The organism is Aquibium sp. ELW1220, from assembly GCF_030398385.1.
In the GTDB taxonomy this organism is placed as follows: domain Bacteria; phylum Pseudomonadota; class Alphaproteobacteria; order Rhizobiales; family Rhizobiaceae; genus Aquibium.
On the sequence record NZ_JAOAOQ010000014.1, the window covers coordinates 91132 to 109063 of the forward strand.

General features: G+C 68.1%; 15 protein-coding genes. 4 read left to right on the top strand and 11 right to left on the bottom strand.

Translation table 11 applies throughout. From position 1 onward, the window contains the following. Window positions 1–25: 25 nt before the first annotated feature. The 3 genes from N1F91_RS14560 to N1F91_RS14570 are packed head-to-tail and all read right to left on the bottom strand — an operon-like array spanning window position 26 to window position 4556. The gene (locus tag N1F91_RS14560) at window positions 26–3160 is read right to left on the bottom strand and encodes an efflux RND transporter permease subunit (protein WP_289993156.1); all 3135 of its coding nucleotides are present in this window, start codon (window positions 3158–3160) and stop codon (window positions 26–28) included. A gap of 23 nt (window positions 3161–3183) precedes the next feature. Then, on the bottom strand, window positions 3184–4401 hold the full coding sequence (locus N1F91_RS14565; RefSeq protein WP_289993095.1) for an efflux RND transporter periplasmic adaptor subunit: 1218 nt from the start codon (window positions 4399–4401) through the stop codon (window positions 3184–3186). Continuing rightward, window positions 4398–4556: a hypothetical protein gene (locus tag N1F91_RS14570; protein WP_289993096.1), complete on the bottom strand. Its 159-nt coding sequence runs from the start codon at window positions 4554–4556 to the stop codon at window positions 4398–4400. The genes N1F91_RS14565 and N1F91_RS14570 overlap by 4 nt, the downstream gene beginning before the upstream one ends. 220 nt (window positions 4557–4776) lie before the next feature. Here N1F91_RS14570 and N1F91_RS14575 point away from each other — a divergent pair, with 220 nt between their 5' ends. From N1F91_RS14575 to N1F91_RS14585, 3 genes are read left to right on the top strand one after another with little or no spacing between them, the layout of a single operon-like run. Continuing rightward, on the top strand, window positions 4777–5502 hold the full coding sequence (locus tag N1F91_RS14575) for a response regulator (RefSeq protein WP_289993097.1): 726 nt from the start codon (window positions 4777–4779) through the stop codon (window positions 5500–5502). Next, on the top strand, window positions 5499–6770 hold the full coding sequence (locus N1F91_RS14580) for an ATP-binding protein (protein WP_289993098.1): 1272 nt from the start codon (window positions 5499–5501) through the stop codon (window positions 6768–6770). Before N1F91_RS14575 ends, N1F91_RS14580 begins: the two co-directional genes overlap by 4 nt. A gap of 30 nt (window positions 6771–6800) precedes the next feature. Next, window positions 6801–7217 carry a MucR family transcriptional regulator gene (locus N1F91_RS14585; protein WP_289993099.1) on the top strand — a complete coding sequence of 139 codons (417 nt, stop codon included), beginning with the start codon at window positions 6801–6803 and terminating at the stop codon, window positions 7215–7217. Between the two features lie 45 nt (window positions 7218–7262). Here N1F91_RS14585 and N1F91_RS14590 read toward each other — a convergent pair whose 3' ends face one another. Both N1F91_RS14590 and N1F91_RS14595 read right to left on the bottom strand, forming a co-directional pair. After that, window positions 7263–9035: a TRAP transporter large permease subunit gene (locus tag N1F91_RS14590; protein ID WP_289993100.1), complete on the bottom strand. Its 1773-nt coding sequence runs from the start codon at window positions 9033–9035 to the stop codon at window positions 7263–7265. Then, entirely contained in the window at window positions 9032–9979 is a 948-nt protein-coding gene (locus N1F91_RS14595) for a TAXI family TRAP transporter solute-binding subunit (protein ID WP_289993101.1), read from the bottom strand. Before N1F91_RS14595 ends, N1F91_RS14590 begins: the two co-directional genes overlap by 4 nt. 181 nt (window positions 9980–10160) lie before the next feature. Here N1F91_RS14595 and N1F91_RS14600 point away from each other — a divergent pair, with 181 nt between their 5' ends. Then, complete coding sequence (locus tag N1F91_RS14600; protein ID WP_289993102.1) at window positions 10161–11294, top strand: alpha/beta fold hydrolase; 1134 nt, start codon at window positions 10161–10163, stop codon at window positions 11292–11294. Here the strand turns inward: N1F91_RS14600 and N1F91_RS14605 are convergent. The 6 genes from N1F91_RS14605 to N1F91_RS14630 form a co-directional block, all read right to left on the bottom strand. Then, complete coding sequence (locus N1F91_RS14605) at window positions 11278–12756, bottom strand: AMP-binding protein (protein WP_289993103.1); 1479 nt, start codon at window positions 12754–12756, stop codon at window positions 11278–11280. The genes N1F91_RS14600 and N1F91_RS14605 overlap by 17 nt on opposite strands. A gap of 136 nt (window positions 12757–12892) precedes the next feature. Beyond that, window positions 12893–14356, bottom strand: a complete 1464-nt coding sequence (locus tag N1F91_RS14610; protein WP_289993105.1) for an aldo/keto reductase — start codon at window positions 14354–14356, stop codon at window positions 12893–12895. Between the two features lies 1 nt (window position 14357). Further along, window positions 14358–15350, bottom strand: a complete 993-nt coding sequence (locus N1F91_RS14615; RefSeq protein WP_289993106.1) for a branched-chain amino acid ABC transporter permease — start codon at window positions 15348–15350, stop codon at window positions 14358–14360. Further along, window positions 15347–16258, bottom strand: coding sequence for a branched-chain amino acid ABC transporter permease (locus N1F91_RS14620; protein WP_289993107.1), 912 nt, complete (start codon window positions 16256–16258; stop codon window positions 15347–15349). Before N1F91_RS14620 ends, N1F91_RS14615 begins: the two co-directional genes overlap by 4 nt. Then, window positions 16255–17013: an ABC transporter ATP-binding protein gene (locus N1F91_RS14625; RefSeq protein ID WP_289993108.1), complete on the bottom strand. Its 759-nt coding sequence runs from the start codon at window positions 17011–17013 to the stop codon at window positions 16255–16257. The genes N1F91_RS14620 and N1F91_RS14625 overlap by 4 nt, the downstream gene beginning before the upstream one ends. Then, a complete protein-coding gene (locus tag N1F91_RS14630; RefSeq protein ID WP_289993109.1) occupies window positions 17010–17816 on the bottom strand; it encodes an ABC transporter ATP-binding protein in 807 nt (268 codons plus the stop codon). The genes N1F91_RS14625 and N1F91_RS14630 overlap by 4 nt, the downstream gene beginning before the upstream one ends. Window positions 17817–17932: the final 116 nt, after the last annotated feature.

Consider the following 17932-nt stretch of genomic DNA (forward strand, 5'->3'; position numbering starts at 1 on the left):
AGGGGTGTCACGCGGTCATGCATACTCACGCCTCGGTCTTCCGGGTTTCGCGTCGATCGCCGCGGCCGGTCGTCAGCCGCGCGGTCAGCCAGGACAGGCAGACGAACAGCAGAGGCACGAAGAAGACGCCGAGCACGGTGGCAGAGAGCATGCCTCCCATCACGCCGATCCCGATGGCGTTCTGCGCCGCCGAGCCGGCGCCGGTGGCAATTGCCAGCGGGAGGACGCCAAGGATGAAGGCGAGCGATGTCATGACGATCGGACGAAGCCGCAGGCGGGAGGCCTCGACCACTGCCTCCACGGCGCCATGGCCGCGGCCGACCAGATCCCTGGCGAATTCCACGATCAGGATCGCGTTCTTGGCGGTGAGGCCGATGGTGGTGAGCAGGCCGACCTTGAAATAGACGTCGTTCGACTGGTCGAAGAGCCACGCCGCCAGCAAGGCGCCGAACACGCCGACCGGCACCGCCAGGATCACCGCGAGGGGGACCGACCAGCTCTCATAGAGCGCCGCCAGACACAGGAAGACGACGAGCAGCGAGACGGCATAGAGCATCATCGCCTGCGAGCCGGCGAGGCGCTCCTGATAGGACAGTCCAGACCACGACGCGGAATAGCCGCCGGGCAGTGCCGCCACGAGCCGTTCCGCTTCGGTCATCGCCTCGCCGGAGCTGGCGCCGGGAGCCGCCTGGCCGTTGATGGAAACCGCCGCCGTGCCGTTGAAGCGCGCGAGCGACGGCGACCCCTGCACCCACTGCGTGGTGGCGAAGGCGGAGAACGGCACCATCTCGCCGCCCTCGTTCCTGGCGTACCAGCGGTCGAGATCCTCCGGCTGCATGCGGAACGGCGCGTCCGCCTGCACGTAGACCGGCTTTATCTCGCCGTTGTAGATGAAGTCGTTCACGTCGGTGCCCGAGAAGACGGTGTTGATCAGGCTGTCGATCGCCGAAAGATCGATGCCCATCGCTCCCGCCTTCTCCTGGTCGATGTCGATCTTGAGCTGGGCCTCCAGCGTGCGGGTGTTGCCGCGAATGTTGGCGATCACGGCGTTGCCGGCCGTCCGGTCGGCCAGCACGTTGCTCGCCTCGATCAGCGCGTCGCGGCCCCGGTTGCCCGTGTCCTCCAGATACATGTCGAAGCCGCTGGACTGGCCGAGGCCCTGGATCGCAGGCGGCGCGAGAACGAAGACCCGGGCATCGCGGATCTGTCGGAAATAGGCCGACGCACGTTGCGCGACGGCGGACGCGGAAAGGCGCGGGTCGGTTCTGAGATCGAAGTCCCTCAGGCGGATGAAACCCATGGCGGCGTTTTCGCCACTGCCTCCGAAGCTGAAGCCGAGGTTCATGAACGCGCTCTGGACCGCTTCCTTCTCGTAGGTGAGGTAGTAGTTCTCCACCATGTCGATGACGGCCTGGGTGCGCGCGGCGTTGGCCCCGTCGGGCAGCGTGATCTGGGTGATCAGCACGCCCTGGTCCTCTTCCGGCAGGAAGGAGGTGGGGAGCTCGGCGTAGAGACCCCAGGCTGCCGCCAGGAGCGCGCCGAACACCGCGAACATCCGCAGCGGACGCACGACCACCGCGCCCACGGTGGCGACATAGCCTCCCGTGAGACGCGCAAAGCCGCGCTCGAACCATCCGAGCCAGCGGTCGAGGAAGCCGTCATGCGAGGGCCGGAGCATCAGCGCGCAAAGCGCCGGCGTGAGGACGATCGCGACCGTTACCGAGAGCAGCATGGCGCTCGCGATGGTGACCGAGAACTGGCGGTAGATGACGCCCACGGAACCGGAAAAGAACGCCATGGGAATGAAGACGGCGGTGAGCACCAGCGCGATGCCGACCAGCGCCCCGGTGATCTCGCCCATGGACTTCTCTGTCGCCTCGCGGGCCGGCAGCTTCTCCTCGCGCATGACGCGCTCGACGTTCTCGACCACGACGATGGCATCGTCGACCAGCAGGCCGATCGCCAGCACCATGGCGAACATGGTCAGCATGTTGATGGAATAGCCGAGCGCCGCGAGCACCCCGAACGTGCCCATCAGCACGACGGGGACCGCGATCATGGGGATGAGCGTGGCGCGCAGGTTGCGGAGAAACAGGAGCAGCACCAGGAAGACGAGGACCACGGCCTCGATCAGCGTTTCCACCACCTTCTCGATGGACAGCTCGACGAAGGGCGTCGTCTCGTAGGAATAGGCGATCGCGACACCTTCCGGCAGCGAGTCCGCCAGGGCGTCGAGCTCGGCGTGGACACGGGCCGCCGTGGAGATCGCATTGGCGCCCGAGGCGAGCTGGACGCCGAAGCCGGCGGCCGGGGCTCCGCTGAAGCTGGAACTCTGACCATAGGTCTCCAGTCCGACCTCGATGCGGGCGACGTCGCCGAGCCGCACGACCGAACCGTCGGCGGCCGTCTTGAGCACGATGCGCTCGAATTCCTCGACCGACGACATCTGTGTCCGCGCCACGATGTTGGCCTTGAGCTGCTGTCCGGTCACGACTGGCGTGGCGCCGATCGACCCGGCCGCAATCTGGACGTTCTGCGAACCGATCGCCGCGGTGACGTCGCCCGGAACGAGCTGGAATTTCTGCATCGCCGACGGGTCGAGCCAGACCCGCATGGCAAAGCCGGAGCCGAAGGTCTGGAGCGAGCCGACGCCCTCCAGCCGCTCGACACGCTCCTCGATCTGGCTGGACATGATGTCGGACAGCTCGGAGGAGCTGTAGCGGCCATCCTGCGAGACGATGTTGCCGATCATGAGAATACCGGACGGCGCGCGGCTGACGCGCACGCCGATGTCGAGCACCGCATCGGGCAGCTGCGACTCGACGGTGGAAAGCTTGTTCTGCACCTCGACCTGCGCCAGCTCCGGATCGGTACCGTTGGCGAAGGTGAGCGAGATCGAGGAGGAGCCGGTGTTGGACGTCGATTCCATGTAGAGCAGGCCGTCGAGGCCCGTCATGGCGCTCTCGATCTTCCTGGTCACCGAGTTCTCGACGGCCTGGGCCGTCGCGCCGGTATAGGTGGCGGATATCCGTATGGTCACGGGCGCGATCTCGGGATATTGCGAGATCGAGAGGGAGTAGACTCCCATCAGGCCCGCGAGGAACGTCCCGATGGCGATGACGATCGCAAAGACGGGCCGCGCGATGAAGAAGCTCGCGATGGCGTTCCGGCTGGTTCCCGCACTCATCGTGCCGCACCCGGCGCGGCATCGTCCCCTTTGCGGAGCTCCTGCATGACGACACCGCGTTCGTCGATGGAACTCTCGACCGGCTTGATCGCGGCTCCGTCGGAGATGTTCTGGAATCCGTCGACGATCAGCCGGTCGCCGTCCTCGACTCCGCCGGTGACGATCCAGTCATTGCCGAGCGCGCCGCCGGTGGTGACCCTTCGCAGCTCGGCCTTGCCGTCGAGCGAGGCGATGAAGACCATGGCGTCGCCGGTGGCGCTGCGCGACAGCGCCCGTTGCGGGACGAGGAACGCGTTCGGCACCGAGCCAAGATCCACCGTCGCGCGGACGAACATGCCCGGAAGCAGGATCCGGTCGGGGTTGTCGAAGGTCGCTCTCAGGCGGAACGTGCCGGTGGTCTGGCTGACGACCATGTCGGCGAGCGACAGCGTGCCTTTCTTTTCGTATGCGCGGTCGTTTTCGAGCGTCAGCGAGATCGTGTCCGCAGCCTCGGACGGGCGTCCGAGCCGCCCGGCAGATGCCTCGTCGCGGATGCGCAGGAGATTGGCGCTCGAATCGACCAGATCGACGTGGATCGGGTCGATCTGGCGGATCGTGGCCATGGCATCTGTCTGGTTCTCGATGATCAGCGCGCCGACGCTGACCTGGGAAACGCCGACGACCCCGCCGATCGGTGCGCGGATGACCGTGTTGTCGAGATTGATGCGGGCTGTGCGAAGGTCGGCCCGTGCCGCCTCCTCCTCCGCCTCCGCCTGAAGGAGCGTGGACCGGGCATCGTCGAGCGTCTGCGCGCTGACGGCGTTGGTCGAAGCCAGCTTTTCGGTCCTGTCGAAGGTCGCCTGCTCACCGGCCGTCGCGGCTTCGGCCTTCCTCAGCGCCGCGGCCGCCGCGGCATGCGCGGCCTTGAACTTGCTGTCGTCGAGTTCGTAGAGCACGTCTCCGGCCTTGACGTCGCTGCCCTCCCTGTAGGCGATCCTGCGAACGAGGCCGTTGACCTGCGGCCGCACCTCGGCCGTGGCGAAGGCCACGACGCGGCCGGGCAGTTCGGCGCTGCGCGGCACGGGCCTGCTCTTCAGGGCCACGACACCCACCTCAACCGGGCCGATCGCACCACCGGGCGGACCCATCACCAGGTTTCCGCCCTCGTCATTGCTGCAGGCCACGGCGATCAGGGACCAGACGAGCAGCGCGCCCGCACGGGCGAGCCAACTCATCGCGCACCCTCCGACATCGAAACCGAGCACTGCGGCCGTGCCGCGCCGAGACAATCGGCGACCGGGCGCGACGACAGAAGCCGGACGAGGATTGCGAATGCCAGCGAGGCCAGTGTCCTGGCCGGTAGAAGCCCCACGGCTGAAGTGCGATGCATGCGATTCTTCCTTTCGGGCCGTTGCCCGTGAGGAAGACGCTAGCGTCCGCGCGTATCCGCCGTTGGTCTGCGTGTTTCCGAACGTTGCTCGAAAAGAGTTTCTTGCAAACGAACGTTGCTGAGGGCCACCCAGCAAAGTTCCGTTGCAAAATTGTCCGGCGAAGCGCGGGCGGGATGGATATAGGACGAGTTGAGACAGGAATGGAGGCTGCCCGATCCCATGAGTGGACCGGTTCACATACTGATCGTCGACGACGATCCCGAGATACGTTCCCTTCTGGGACGCTATCTCGGCAGCCAGGGCTTCCGCGTCTCGGCCGCATCGAACCGGGCCGAGTGCGAGAGCCGCCTCTCGATCAGCGAGCCGGACCTCGTCGTGCTCGACGTCATGCTGCCGGACGGCTCCGGCCTCGACATCTGCCGCGGGCTCCAGGACCGCCGGCCACGGCTGCCGGTGATCCTCCTGACCGCGCTCAAGGAGGACGTCGACCGGATCGTCGGTCTCGAGATCGGCGCCGACGACTATCTCGGCAAGCCGTTCAATCCGCGCGAGCTGGTCGCCCGCATCAAGGCGGTGCTTCGGCGGGCGGGCCATGAGGACGACACGGTTCCCGAGACGAGGACCTACGGCTTCGGCCGGTTCGAGGTCGATCCGCAGCTGCGCCGCATCATGCGTGACGACGGCGCTTTGGTCGATCTGACCGGCGCCGAGTTCGACCTTCTCAACGTCTTCCTGGAGCGACCCGGCCGGCTCCTGTCACGCGACCAGTTGCTCGACCTCACGCAGGGCCGCAGCCGCGACCCGATGGACCGTTCGATCGACGTGCTGATGAGCCGGCTGCGGCGCAAGCTCGACGAAGACGACGCCTGCCCGATCTTCAAGACCGTGCGGAACGGCGGGTATCAGCTCACCGTTCCGGTCCGGACGCAGACCTTTCCGCGATGAAATCGCTGCGCAACCGCCTCGTCCTGCTGCTGATCGTCGCCATCGTGACGGTGGTCGGCCTGGCGACGCTGGCGGCGGGCCTAGTGCTGCAGCCCCCTCTTCCCCAGGCCACCATGGAGCCGGTGGCGCGCCAGCTCCACGTGCTCGCCGATCTTGCCCAGCGGAACCGGCCTGAAGCGACGACGGCAGGCGTGACGCTGCAGGCAGAGCCTGCCGGCGGCCCTGAAATCGCGATCATGTCGCGGTTCCTCACCGAGGCGATGGCGAGCACCGGACCCGCCCGGGTCGCGATCGTGACGGAAGCGGCGGGAACCTCCGTGATCCTCGCCTCCGTCGAGCTTGGTCCCGACGACTGGGTGGTCGCACAGATTCCCGATCTGCGGCCGCCGCCGGGGCGATGGTGGGCCCTTGCCGGCTGGATCGTCCTGATCGTCCTCGGCAGCACGGCGATCTCGATCTTCTACGCGTCCAAGATCATCCGACCGCTGCAATTGCTGGAAGACGCGATCGGCCGCATCGGCCCGGACGGTATGCTGCCAAAGATTCCGGAAACCGGGTCCGGCGAAGTCCGCGCCACCGCGCAGGCCCTGAACACGCTGTCGAGCCGGCTCAAATCGGCCGTGGACAGCCGGATGCGGCTCGTCGCGGCCGCCGGACATGATTTGCGCACTCCGATGACGCGGATGCGGCTGCGGGCGGAGTTCCTGCCGCAGGAGGCGGAGCGGGAGAAGTGGTTCGCCGACCTCGAGGAACTCGACGCCATCGCCGACAGCGCCATCCGCCTGGTGCGGGAGGAGGTCGGCAGCGACAACCGCGAACCCGTTCGCCTCGGCCAGCTGATCGACGAAATCGTCGCTGAGCTCGTCCCGCTCGGATACAAGGTGACGCCGCCTTCGCCGGTGTCGCTGCCCGTTTCGGCCGGTCCCCTCGCCCTCAAGCGCGCGCTGCGCAACCTCATCATCAACGCCGCGACGCATGGCGGCGGCGCCACGATCGAACTGTCACGGGCCGGCGGCGACGCGGTCGTGACGATCCGCGACCGGGGGCCCGGCATTCCGCCGGACCTGATCGCCAACGTGTTCGAGCCCTTCTTCCGGGTCGATGCCGCGCGCCGCAAGACCATGCCCGGAGCAGGCCTCGGCCTCGCCATCGCGAAGGAGATCGTCGAGCGGTTCGGCGGCTCCATCACCATCGTGAACGCCGACGAGCCGAAAGGTCTCGTCCAGACCGTCAGACTGCCTCTCGCCGCAGGCGAGGAAAACCCTTGATCCCTCAAACGAGCCAGGAGAAAGCCTGAAATGACATACCCGGTCGCGAGCAAGTCCGAAGCCTCCGACATCGCACTGACCTCCACCATCGTAGCCGCCTACGTGGCGAACAACCCGGTGCCGCGGCCCGACCTCGCGACGCTGATCCTGGACGTTCACGCCACGGTCGAAAAGCTGCGTCTCGGCGGCTCCGGCACGGCCGACAACCGGCCGAGCCCGGCCGTGCCGGTCAAGCGATCCGTGACGCCGGAATACATCGTCTGCCTGGAGGACGGGAAGAAGTTCAAGTCGCTGAAGCGGCACCTGGCGACCCAGTACGGGATGACGCCCGACGAATACCGCGCGCGATGGGACCTGTCCCCGACCTATCCGATGGTGGCTCCGACCTATGCCGCCACGCGATCCGCGCTTGCCAAGAGCATGGGGCTCGGACGCAAGAAGGCGTAGCCGCCGCGCGGAGCCGGAGCACCGGTGGCCGCGGGCGCGTGGCGCTCAGTCCGGCGCCGCACCCGCGCCGTGCACGACGGCCGGCCGCGCCAAGGGCTTTCGCGTGAGGAGCCACCACGCGATCGCCAGCACCGCAGTCGCGGTCGAAAGCGTGACGATCGTCTCCGCCAGGGGTGCCGCCAGCAGGAGTCCCGGGAAGAACACGAGCAGGAAGGGGAGCACGTACAGGAACCAGCCGAAGCGCATGGCGGCGAAAGCGGTTTCGGAAAACTTCGCCCCCGAGATGCCGCTGGCCGCCAGCGCCGCGAAGGCGACCGGCGGCGTGATCATCGACACCACGCCGAAGTACAGCACGAACATGTGGGCGGCGATCGGCTCCACGCCGAGCTTGACGAGACCCGGGACGAGCAGCGTCGCCACGACGATATAGACGCCGCTGGTCGACAGCCCCGCGCCGAGCACGAGGGCGGCGAGCGCCGTGAGCACGAGCGAGACCAGCAGGCTCTTCTCGCCGACGTGGATCAGCCCGAGCGCCAGGCTGACGTCGAGCCCGGTGAGGTTCAGCGCGCCGACCACAACGCCGAGGCCCGAGCCGGCCAGCACCAGCACGGCCATGGCCCTTGCCGTCCGCGGCCCGACCGCCAGCAATCGTTCCGCAAATCCGCTTGGACCGGCGAGCAGGATGCCCACGCCCGCCGCCGTCGCTGCGCCCATGACGCCGGCCATCGCCGTCGCCCGGTCGCCGGCCGTCATGGTGACGGTGATCGCAGCGAAGGGCGCCAGATGCCAGAGCATGGACCAGCGGAGCGGCGGGGCCGGCGGCAGCCCTGACGGATCCAGCGCCCGCCCGGCCTCGATCCGCCGGCCATAGCGGCCGGCATGCAGCAGCATGATCACGTAGCAGATCGCCGCCGGGATGGCGGCCGACAGCGCGATCGTTCCATAGGGAATGCCGCTGATGTCGGCCATCAGGAATGCGGCGGCGCCCATGACCGGCGGTGTCAGCTGGCCGAGCGTCGACGAGAGTGCCTCGATGCCGCCCGCCTGCGGCGCGGGCACGCCCATGCGCCGCATCCCGCCGATGGTGACGCTGCCCGAGGTCAGCACATTGGAGGTGGCGCTGCCCGAGACGGTGCCGAACAGGGCCGAAGAGATGATCGTCGCCTTGATGGCCACGCCGCTGCCGCCGCGCGCCAGCCGCAGCGCCAGCACATCGAGCGCGGCCGCCCCGCCGGAGGCCTCGAACATCGCGCCGAACAGGATGAAGACCGTGACCGTGCCGCCGATGACGGCGAGCGCCTGTCCGAGAAAGGCATCGCCGCCCACCACCATGTAGGTGACATAACGCGCCGCGCTGACCGGCGCGGCGTCGAAGGGTGCGCCGAAGTACTGGGCAAGGTAGCCGGTCGACAGCGTCGCCACCACCAGCACCACCATCGCGCTCCCCGAGGATAGGCCGAGCGCGATGGTGACGGTCAGCATGACCGCGAGGGACACCGCGAGGATGGCGGGCGTGGGCCTCACGAAGAGCGCGGCGTCGCTGCCGAAATGGACGACGAGCCAGGCGCCCGCCGCGGCGGCAACCAGGGAGCCGACGACGAGCGCCGCCGCCGCCACCGGCCTCGCGCGGCGGGCTGCTTCGAGCAGGACGAAGACGACGGCACAGGCGAGCAGCAGGCTGAGGAACTGCTCGCCGACGAAGCGGATGGACAGGGAACGTCCCGGATCGAGCGTCCAGAGAACCGGCAGGACGGCGACCAGCACGCCCGCAACCGCCGATGCCGCCGTGAGCGCCTGCCTTGCAGGCGTATGCTTCAATTCGACAGTCCCTTTTCGCGGAAGAAGGCCTCGGCGGCGGGGTGGTAGGGCAGGCCGAGGTCGGCGTTCATGCGGGCGGGCTCGAACCAGGCCATGCTGGCGACGGACTGGACCATCAGGTCCTTGCCGCCATGCAGGCTCTCGACCATCTTTCGGACCGTCTCCTCCGCCTCGCCGGCATGGGTGTAGACGAAATAGTCGTATTCGAGGACGACGGTCTCCTTCTCGATGTCGACCAGCGACGGATCGGGCTGCAGGCGGCCGAGCGATGCCACTGGGAGGATTGCCTGGACCCTCGCCACGGCCTCCGCGCCATCGATGAACGGCAACGGCAGCAGCCCGCCGACCGTGCGGGACACCTGCTCGTCCCGCGGCGTGCCGATCACGAAGATGTAGGCGTCGAGCTGCCCGGCTGCGAAGGCATCGGCCATGGCCGTGAAGTCGTTCACCGGCACCTTCTCGACGTCGTCATAGGTCAGCCCGCCATTGGCCAGCATCGCCGAGATCAGCAGTTCGCCGGTGACGGCGGCGCGAAAGCCGGCCGGCAGGCGCTTGCCCCGGAGGTCGTCGAAGCTGCGGATGCCGCCGTCCTTGCGGACCGCCAGCGCCATGCGCAGCGGCTGGAGCCGCGCGACCAGCCGGAGATTGGCCATCGTCTGGCCCTCGAATCGGCCGAGCCCCAGCATCGCCTCCCGCACCGCGAAGGCGTTCTCGAGGCCGAAGTCGACCTCGCCGCCGTCGACGAAGGCGGCACCCTGGCTGGTGCTCTTGTAGGGCTGCGGGCGCAAGTCCAGCCCGCCGATCTCGCTGGCGGCACGGGCGACGGCAAGCGCGATGTTGTAGGTCGAGGACCCCTGGGCGGCCGACGCGATGGTCACGGGCTCGGCGCGGGCGCCCAGTACCATGGCAGCGGCGATGAGAATGAAAGTGGTTCCCAGGCGCATGAACATTGTTTTCCGTTCCCGTTTACTGGTGAAAAAGCCGGTATACGGCTCAAATGTCGTTGCGTAGCGCAAGATGCTAGGACAAGTTCCGGTCAAAAGGAACTGATGCTGGCGGACGCGTATGAAGCAAGACACAGAAAAATCAATCGCACGCGAGTCTCTTCGTCTTCGCAACTTTTTCGTGCAGCCCCTGCCGGGAAACGAGGCGCAGATCGCCGATGTCTTTTCCAGGATCATGGGTGTAACGCCGGTCGGCGCCGATGACGACTTCTACGACCTGGGAGGAGACTCACTGCTCGGCGAGCAGATCAGCATGGAGATCCTGCGGATCACGGGAAAGGTCTTCCCGATCTCCGATCTGTTCGAAAATGGAACGCCTCGCGCCGTCGCCGCGCATCTGTCGGGTGCAACGGCGGGACAGGAACCGGCGGCGGCGGCCCGCGAGACCTTTTTCATCGTCCATGGTCGCGGCGGCTACACGGTGCTTCGCCCGACCTTCAAGGCAGGAATGACGAGCGGCGCTCGCGTCGTCATGCTGGAATTGCCGGGTATCCGCGGCGACGCTCCCTTTCCGCGCAACGTGCCCGAGATCGCCAGAGCCTATGTCGACCAGATCGAGCGCGAACAGCCCGAAGGTCCGGTTCGACTCGCGTCGTTCTGCATGGGCGGGCTGATCGCCCTGGAGATGGCGCACCTCCTGGAGCAAAGGGGACGCAAGCTGGGAGGGCTGGTGTTGCTCGATCCGGGTATTCCGCGCTCGCTGCGGAGCCGGCATCGCGCCTACAGCATCGGGCAGGCGAACGGGTCCGGGCTACGGGCGCGGCTGATCCTCTTCGGCAGCACGGGCAGACTCTCTGAAGACAATCCCTTCCTGGAACCGCTCTGGCTTCGCGCGCGGGCGATCGCCAACATGAGCAGCAGTCTGAGGAAGCTGATCGGCATGGAGAAGGCGGGACTCTATCGCAATGCCGGCTTGAAGGACTGGCCGCGCGCCTGGCTTACCGCAACCTACCGCCACGCCTGGCCCAGCCCCTCGGGCATCGGCGCCCATATCCTCGCCTCCGAAGGGCGTGCGAAAAGCTTCCTGAAGCGCGACGGAGTCTGGGAGCATCTGCTGCCGAACCGCAACGTCTACGTCCTCGTCGGCAAGCACTACGAGATCGGCGGCGAATCCAGCCATGTTGCCGCTGCGCTGGAAACGCTGCTGCTGGGCGGAGAGCTTTCGCGGGACAAGGCCCTGTCGCCTCCGTTTTCGGAGGCCAGGGCGGAGACGAAGGGAACCCCTGCAGGATTTCCGGCTACAGCCGCGTCCTGAGATCGGTTCGCAGCACCTTGCCGTTGGCGTTGCGCGGCAGGGCATCGACGAGGATGAAGCGCCGCGGGCGCTTATCCGGCTGCAGTTCGATGCGGCAATGGGCGCTGAGATCGGCCTCGCCGATGCTGCCGTCGGTGACGACGAAGGCGGCGATCTCCTCGCCCAGTGCCGGATCGGGGTAGCCGACGACGGCAACGTCGCGGACGCCCGCACGCCGTGCGATCGCTCCCTCGACCTCGGCAGGGTGCACGTTCGCACCGCCGCGGATGATGAGATCGGATGTGCGCCCGACGACCGTCAGGAAACCGTCTTCGCTCAGCCGCGCAAGGTCGCCGGTGTAGGCCCACCCGTCGCGGATTCGATCTCCGCCTTCGCGGTCGCGGCCGCGATAGAGGGTTTCGGCCATCCCGTGGCTGCGAACCCGCATGGCTCCGACCTCGCCGGCCGGAACCGCTCTTTCGTCGCCACCGATGATCTCGACCCGCACGGTGGGCATGACGCGCCCTTCCGTGTCCGGCCTTTCCACGACGTCGTCGCCGGACAGGATCGACACCGTTCCGGAAACGCTCGACGAGAAGCAATGGACGAAGCCGGGGGTCAGTCGTCTCCAGGCCCGCCGTTTTTCCTCGGGAGCCATGCCCGAGCCGCCGCAATAGAGCATCTTCAGTTCAGGAAAGAAGGGTACGGCGCCCTCTCCCGCCACGTCGAGCAATGCAGACACCGTCGCAGGAACGGCGAAGAGGAAGGTGACCTGCTCGCGGAGCACCCGCTCGGCAAGTTCACCGGCGCCGAAGGTCGGCGGATGGAACAGGACGGTGGCGCCGCGCAGGAGGTGCCCGAGGGTGTGGTGGCGCGACGCGGAGAAGGACAGGGGATAGGCGTTGAGGAACCGGGCGGCCATCGGATAATCGGACTCCAGCCCGTAGCCGAGACCACGCAGCAGGAGGGTCCGGTGGCTCATGACGATGCCCAGCGGCCGCGCCGTGGTGCCGGAGGTGAGCGAAACGACGGCCGGATGGAGGTCGGCGGTGGTGGGCGCTGGCACGTCGGAGGGCTGCCGCGCGACGCGTTCGGCAAAGGCACCGTCCCACACGAGCGAGGAATAGTCGCCGGCACCGAGATCCCGGTCCTCGAGCATAAGAGCGAGATCGAATTCCCCGACAAGACGCCCGCGCTCCTCGGCGCGGGTGCGGAAGTCGATCGGCACGGCCACCGCGTCGAGCATCCACAGCGCAAACAGGGCGGTCATGTTGTCGATACTGTCACGCAAAGCGATGCCGACCTGGTCGCCGGCCGCCACCCCGTGCGAACGCAGTTCATGGGCAATCCGCGCCGATTCGGCCGCCAAGCCTTCGTAGCTCAGGCGGCGGGCGCCCTGCACGAGCGCGACGCGATCGCGGTAGCGTCCCGCGAGACCTACGACCGTATCGGCCAGACTGGACTTTGAGTCCTCCTGGTTCATGAAACCGTCCCCCGCGTGTCCTTCCGGGACACGATGAACTCACCGTCTCCGCAGATCGCACGACACCGGCGTCGTGTCCATCCTGACGAACGGAACGGGGACTGGCATAGCCGGCGTGTAGTCGAAGCCCTTCGCCTCAGCCAGCGACGACCGCCTCCGCCTCGATCTCCACCTCGTAATCGCCGATGAGCGCTCCCACCTCGACGAGCGTGTTGGCGGGGAGGATGTCGCCGAAGACACGGCCGTGAGCGCGCGAGACCGGTTCCCACTTCGCGGCGTCACGAAGGTAGATCCGCGTCCGCACCACGTCTTCCATGCCGCCTCCGAGCGCATGGAGCGACGCGGCGATCTTGTCGAGGATGTAGGTCGTCTGCGCGCCCGGATCTCCGGGAGCGACGCAGCGGTCGGCGCCGTGGGTGGCCGTGGTGCCGGAGACGAGGATGCGGTCCCCCACCCGCACCGCGCGGCTGTAGCCGGCGATGCCTTCCCAGATGCTGCCCGACGAGGCACGCAGGCGGCCCGGGCGCCCGGGCACCTCGACCGCCTTGAAGACCGACGGGATCGAGCCGAGGTGGTGGGACAGGTCGCCGGAAGCGGTCAGGAACGGCGGGCGGCGGTACTCGTCGCCGCAATCGCCGGGGATCGGCCGGGTGGCGGCGAAGGCCTCGGCGAGACGGGCGTGGTCCGCCCCGTCGAGCGCGAAGGAGAAGACCTTCAGATTGTCGTCGCGGTGCTCGCTTTCGGTGATGCGTGCGCCGATGATGGCGGCGGCGACCGCCTCGTGTTCCAGCACCCAGCGCGTCGCGACGTTGGAGATCGAGACGGCATGCCTGCGGCCGATCTCGGCTGCGGCTCGCAGGATGGCCTGGAAGGCGTCCCAGCCCCCGGCCGTGTCGATGAAGCGCTTGTATTTGGACCGGCTCCAGTCGGGGATCGTCTCCGGCTCGGGGCGGCCCAGCCAGCGGTCCGACAGGAAGCCGCCGCACAGAGTGCCATAGGCGAAGAGCCTGACGCCGCTGCGCCGGCACAGCGCCGCGAGTTCGCCGGCGGCGCGGCGGTCGACGAGCGAGAAGGACACCTGGTTGCTGACCAGCGGGATACCGTCGGCGAGCGCCAGTTCCAGATGCGCGGCGTCGAAATTGGTGACGCCGATCTCGCCGATGAGGCCCTCGCGCCGCAGTTCAGTCATTGCGTGCAGCGCGTCGAGCCAGGCCGGGCGCTCGAAGGTCCACCAGTGGAACTGCAGCAGGTCGACCCGTTCGACGCCGAGCCTGTCGAGCCGTTCCTGAACGCCGCGGCGGACCACGTCCGGCGTCATCGGGCCGGGTTCGGGGCACCATTTGGTCATGGCAACGGGACGGCCCTGGCCCGGATGGCGGGCGAGCAGCCGGCCGGCGATCAGTTCCGCGCTGCCGTAATGGTCGGCCATGTCGAAGGTGTCGAAACCCGCGGCGGCATAGGCGTCGAGTGCGTCCGCTGCCCCGTCGAGTTCGAGCGGGGCGGCGTCCTTCTCGATGTCGGCGACCTGCCAGAGGCCGCAGACAAGCCGGCTGATGTCGAGCGAGCCGGCGAGCCGGGTGCGTTCGGGGCGTGTCTTCATGTCAGGTCTCGCTTTTGGTCGAAGGCGGGGGCGTGGCCGTTGGCGCGGCGCGCAGCACGTGGCGGGACATGATGCGCGCTTCGCCGAGGATGCCGCGCGGGCGCCACAAAAGGATGGCGCAGAGCGCCAGTCCGATCATGACGATCTGGAGAGAAGCCGCCCGTGCCTGCTGCTCGGCCGGAAACAGGCCGGCGACGGCGGAGGCCGACAGCGCCCAAATGCCCCAGACGACGACGGCGCCGAGGATCGCGCCGCGGTTGTTGCCGGAACCGCCGACGATCAGCATCGCCCAGACCTGGAAGGTCAGGATCGGCTGGTAGTTGTCGGGGGCGATGTAGCCGATGAAATGCGCCTGTGTTGCGCCCGCCAGCCCCATGATGGCGCCGCCGAGCGCGAAGGCCTGCAGGCGAAAGCGAACGGCACTCTTGCCCAGCGCCAGCGCCGCCGGTTCGTCCTCGCGGATGGCGCGCAGCACCCGGCCCCACGGGCTGCGGGCGAGATGTTCAAGCGCGAGGTAGAGCGCCAGGACGACTGCGGCGAGCAGCGCCAGATTGGCGAGGCTGAAGGCCACCGGCCGGTCGGCGAGGCCGGCAAAGGCGCGCGGGATGAAGCCGATGCCGAAGGGGCCGCCGGTGACGGACTGGAGGTTGAGGATGCACAGATGAATGGCGACGGCGGCGCCGAAGGTGGCGATCGCCAGATAGTCGGAGCGCAGGCGGATGGTCAGCGCGCCGACGAGGAAGGTCACGAAACCGGTGGCGACGGCCGCACCCAGCCAGCCGGCGGCGACCGGCAGACCGAAGCCGCCGAGATGGTCGGCGGTGGCCGGCGTGGTGAGCAGCGCCGAGACATAGGCGCCCACGGCGACGAAGCCTGCGATGCCGACGTTGAACAGCCCGGTCTGGCCCCACTGGACGTTGAGGCCGAGGCTGATGATGGCATAGGTGAGCGCGACCGAGAGGAAGAAGGCGCCGTAACTCAGGAGATCGATCATTCCGGTCTCCCGAACAGGCCGCGTGGGCGCAGCAGCAGGATCGCGACGAGGATGACGAAGGCGACGGCGGCGCGCCATTCGGCGCCGACCAGTTGCACCGTCATCGCCTCGGCGAGCCCGACGATCAGCCCGGCGATCATCGCGCCCGGCACCGACCCGATGCCGCCGAGGATGGCGGCGGCGAAAAGCGGGAGCAGCAGATCGAGGCCCATCTGCGGGCGGATCTGGACGAGCAGGCCGGACATGACGCCGGCGACGCAGGCAAGTCCTGCACCGAAGATCCAGACGGTGCGGATGACCATGCGCACGTCGATGCCGGCAATGCCGGCAAGCTGCCGGTTCTCGCTCACCGCCCGCATCGAGCGGCCGATGGCGGTGCGGGTCAGGAGCAGGTGGATGGCGACGACGAGGATGGCTGCGAGGCCGAGCGCCAGAAGCTGGTCCGGCGTCGCGCGCAGGCCGCCTCCGAGCGGGCGGGCGATCTGCAAGGCGCTGGTGAAATACATGGGCTTGGAAGTGAAGATGAACTCGAGCAGGCTGCGCAGCGTCAGCGCCGCACCGAAGCTCGCCATCACCAGGATGATGACGGCGCTGCCGCGATGGCGCAGCGGGCCGAACAGCAGGGCATCGACGACGAGCGCGAGCGCGGCCGTGAGCGCGATGCCGGCCACCAGCGCGACCGGCAGCGTCCAGCCGAAGGAAAACGGGCCGAGGGGGCTTGCCGGGCCGCCGGCGAGGAAGCCAAGCCCGCTCGCCACCGCGAGCACGAGATAGGCGCCCCAGGACAGGAACTCGCCATGGGCGAAGTTGGAGAAGCGCAGGATGGAATAGGTCAGCGTAATGCCGATGGCGCCGAGCCCGATCATGGCGCCGGCCACCAGCCCGTCCATCAGCACCTGCGGGGTCATCGGCGTGCCTCCGCCGGCCGGTGCCGCGATCCGAGGTAGAGTTCGGCCACCACGGCGTCGTCGCCGAGCGTCCGCGCATCCCCTTCCAGACGCACCTCGCCCTCGACGAGGACGATGGCGCGGTCGGCGATGGCGAGTGCCGCCTTGACGTTCTGCTCGACCAGGACGGTCGTCACGCCCGCGGCGTTGATGGCCTTCAGGTTGGCGAAGACGTCCTGCACGACTTTCGGCGCGAGGCCGGCCGAGGGCTCGTCGAGGATCAGGACCGAGGGCTCGACGATCAGCGCGCGCGCGACTGCAAGCATCTGCCGCTGACCGCCCGACAACTGCCCGGCGCGCAGCGCCTTCAGGCGCGCGAGATCCGGGAACATGGCGTAGAGGTCGGCGATGCGTCCGGCGCGCCGTTCCCTCGGCAGCACCTGCGCCGCCACGAGCAGGTTCTCGTGGATGGTCATTGTGGTGAAGACGTTCTCGGTCTGCGGCACGAAGGCGAGGCCGTGGCGGACGCGCAGATGCGGCGGCATGGCGGTCAGGTCGGCGCCGTCGTGCAGGATGGCGCCGGAATGGACCGGCACGAGGCCGGCGATGGTCTTGACCAGCGTCGACTTGCCCGCCCCGTTCGGCCCGAGCAGCAGCAGGAACTCGCCTTTCGTCACCTGAAGATCGACGCCGCGCACGATCGGCAGGTCGGGCTCGTAGCCGGAGACGAGCGCTCGGGTGGCCAGCACGATCGCGGCGTCGGAGACGGGCGTCATGCGACGTCTCCCAGATAGGCGGCGATGACGGCGGGGTCGCGGGCGATCTCGGCCGGCGGACCTTCGGCCAGCAGCCTGCCCGACGCCATTACCACCGCACGGCTGCAGAGCCGGGCAACCATGTCCATGTTGTGCTCGATGAGGAGGATCGTCTTGCCGGCACCGTTGAGAGCGACGATGCGGTCGATCAGCAGTTCGAGCAGCACGGGGTTGACGCCTGCGGCCGGCTCGTCGAGCAGGATCACCTGCGGATCGGCCATCAGGATGCGCGCCAGTTCGAGCAGCTTGCGCTGGCCGCCCGACAGCACCCGGGCCGGCTCGAGCGCCAGCCGGTCCAGCGTGACGAAGGCGAGGAGGTCGCGCGCCTTGTCGACGGCGGCCTTTTCCTGTGCGGCCACGCGGCCGGGAGCGAGGAAGTTCATCCACATCCGTTCCCCGAGCTGGCCCTGCGCGCCGGCGAGGACGTTTTCGAGGACGGACATGTCGGCGAAGGGCCGCGGGATCTGGAAGGTGCGGCCGACGCCACGGCCGATCCGCCGCTCCGGCCCCTCGCCCCGCACATCGACGCCTCCGACGTGAATGGAACCGGCATCAGGCTGGAGGCTGCCGGCGATCAAGTTGAACATCGTCGTCTTGCCGGCGCCGTTGGGACCGATCAGCGCGACCATCTCGCCGCGGGCAAGGGACAGCGACATGCCGTCGACGGCGCGCAGGCCTCCGAACGCCTTCACGAGGTCGGCGGCCTCGATCACCAGGCCCCCTTCCCGCGCCGATGCCTGCATGGAGCCGTGCCGCGATCGCATAAGCATCCTTCGAGCGATGATCACAAATCTTCGATGTCTGATCTTTGATCAAAGTATATTGACCATCGGCGGGGTCGCAAGATAGAAAATGCGGACAGGCCGGAACGAGGCATGCG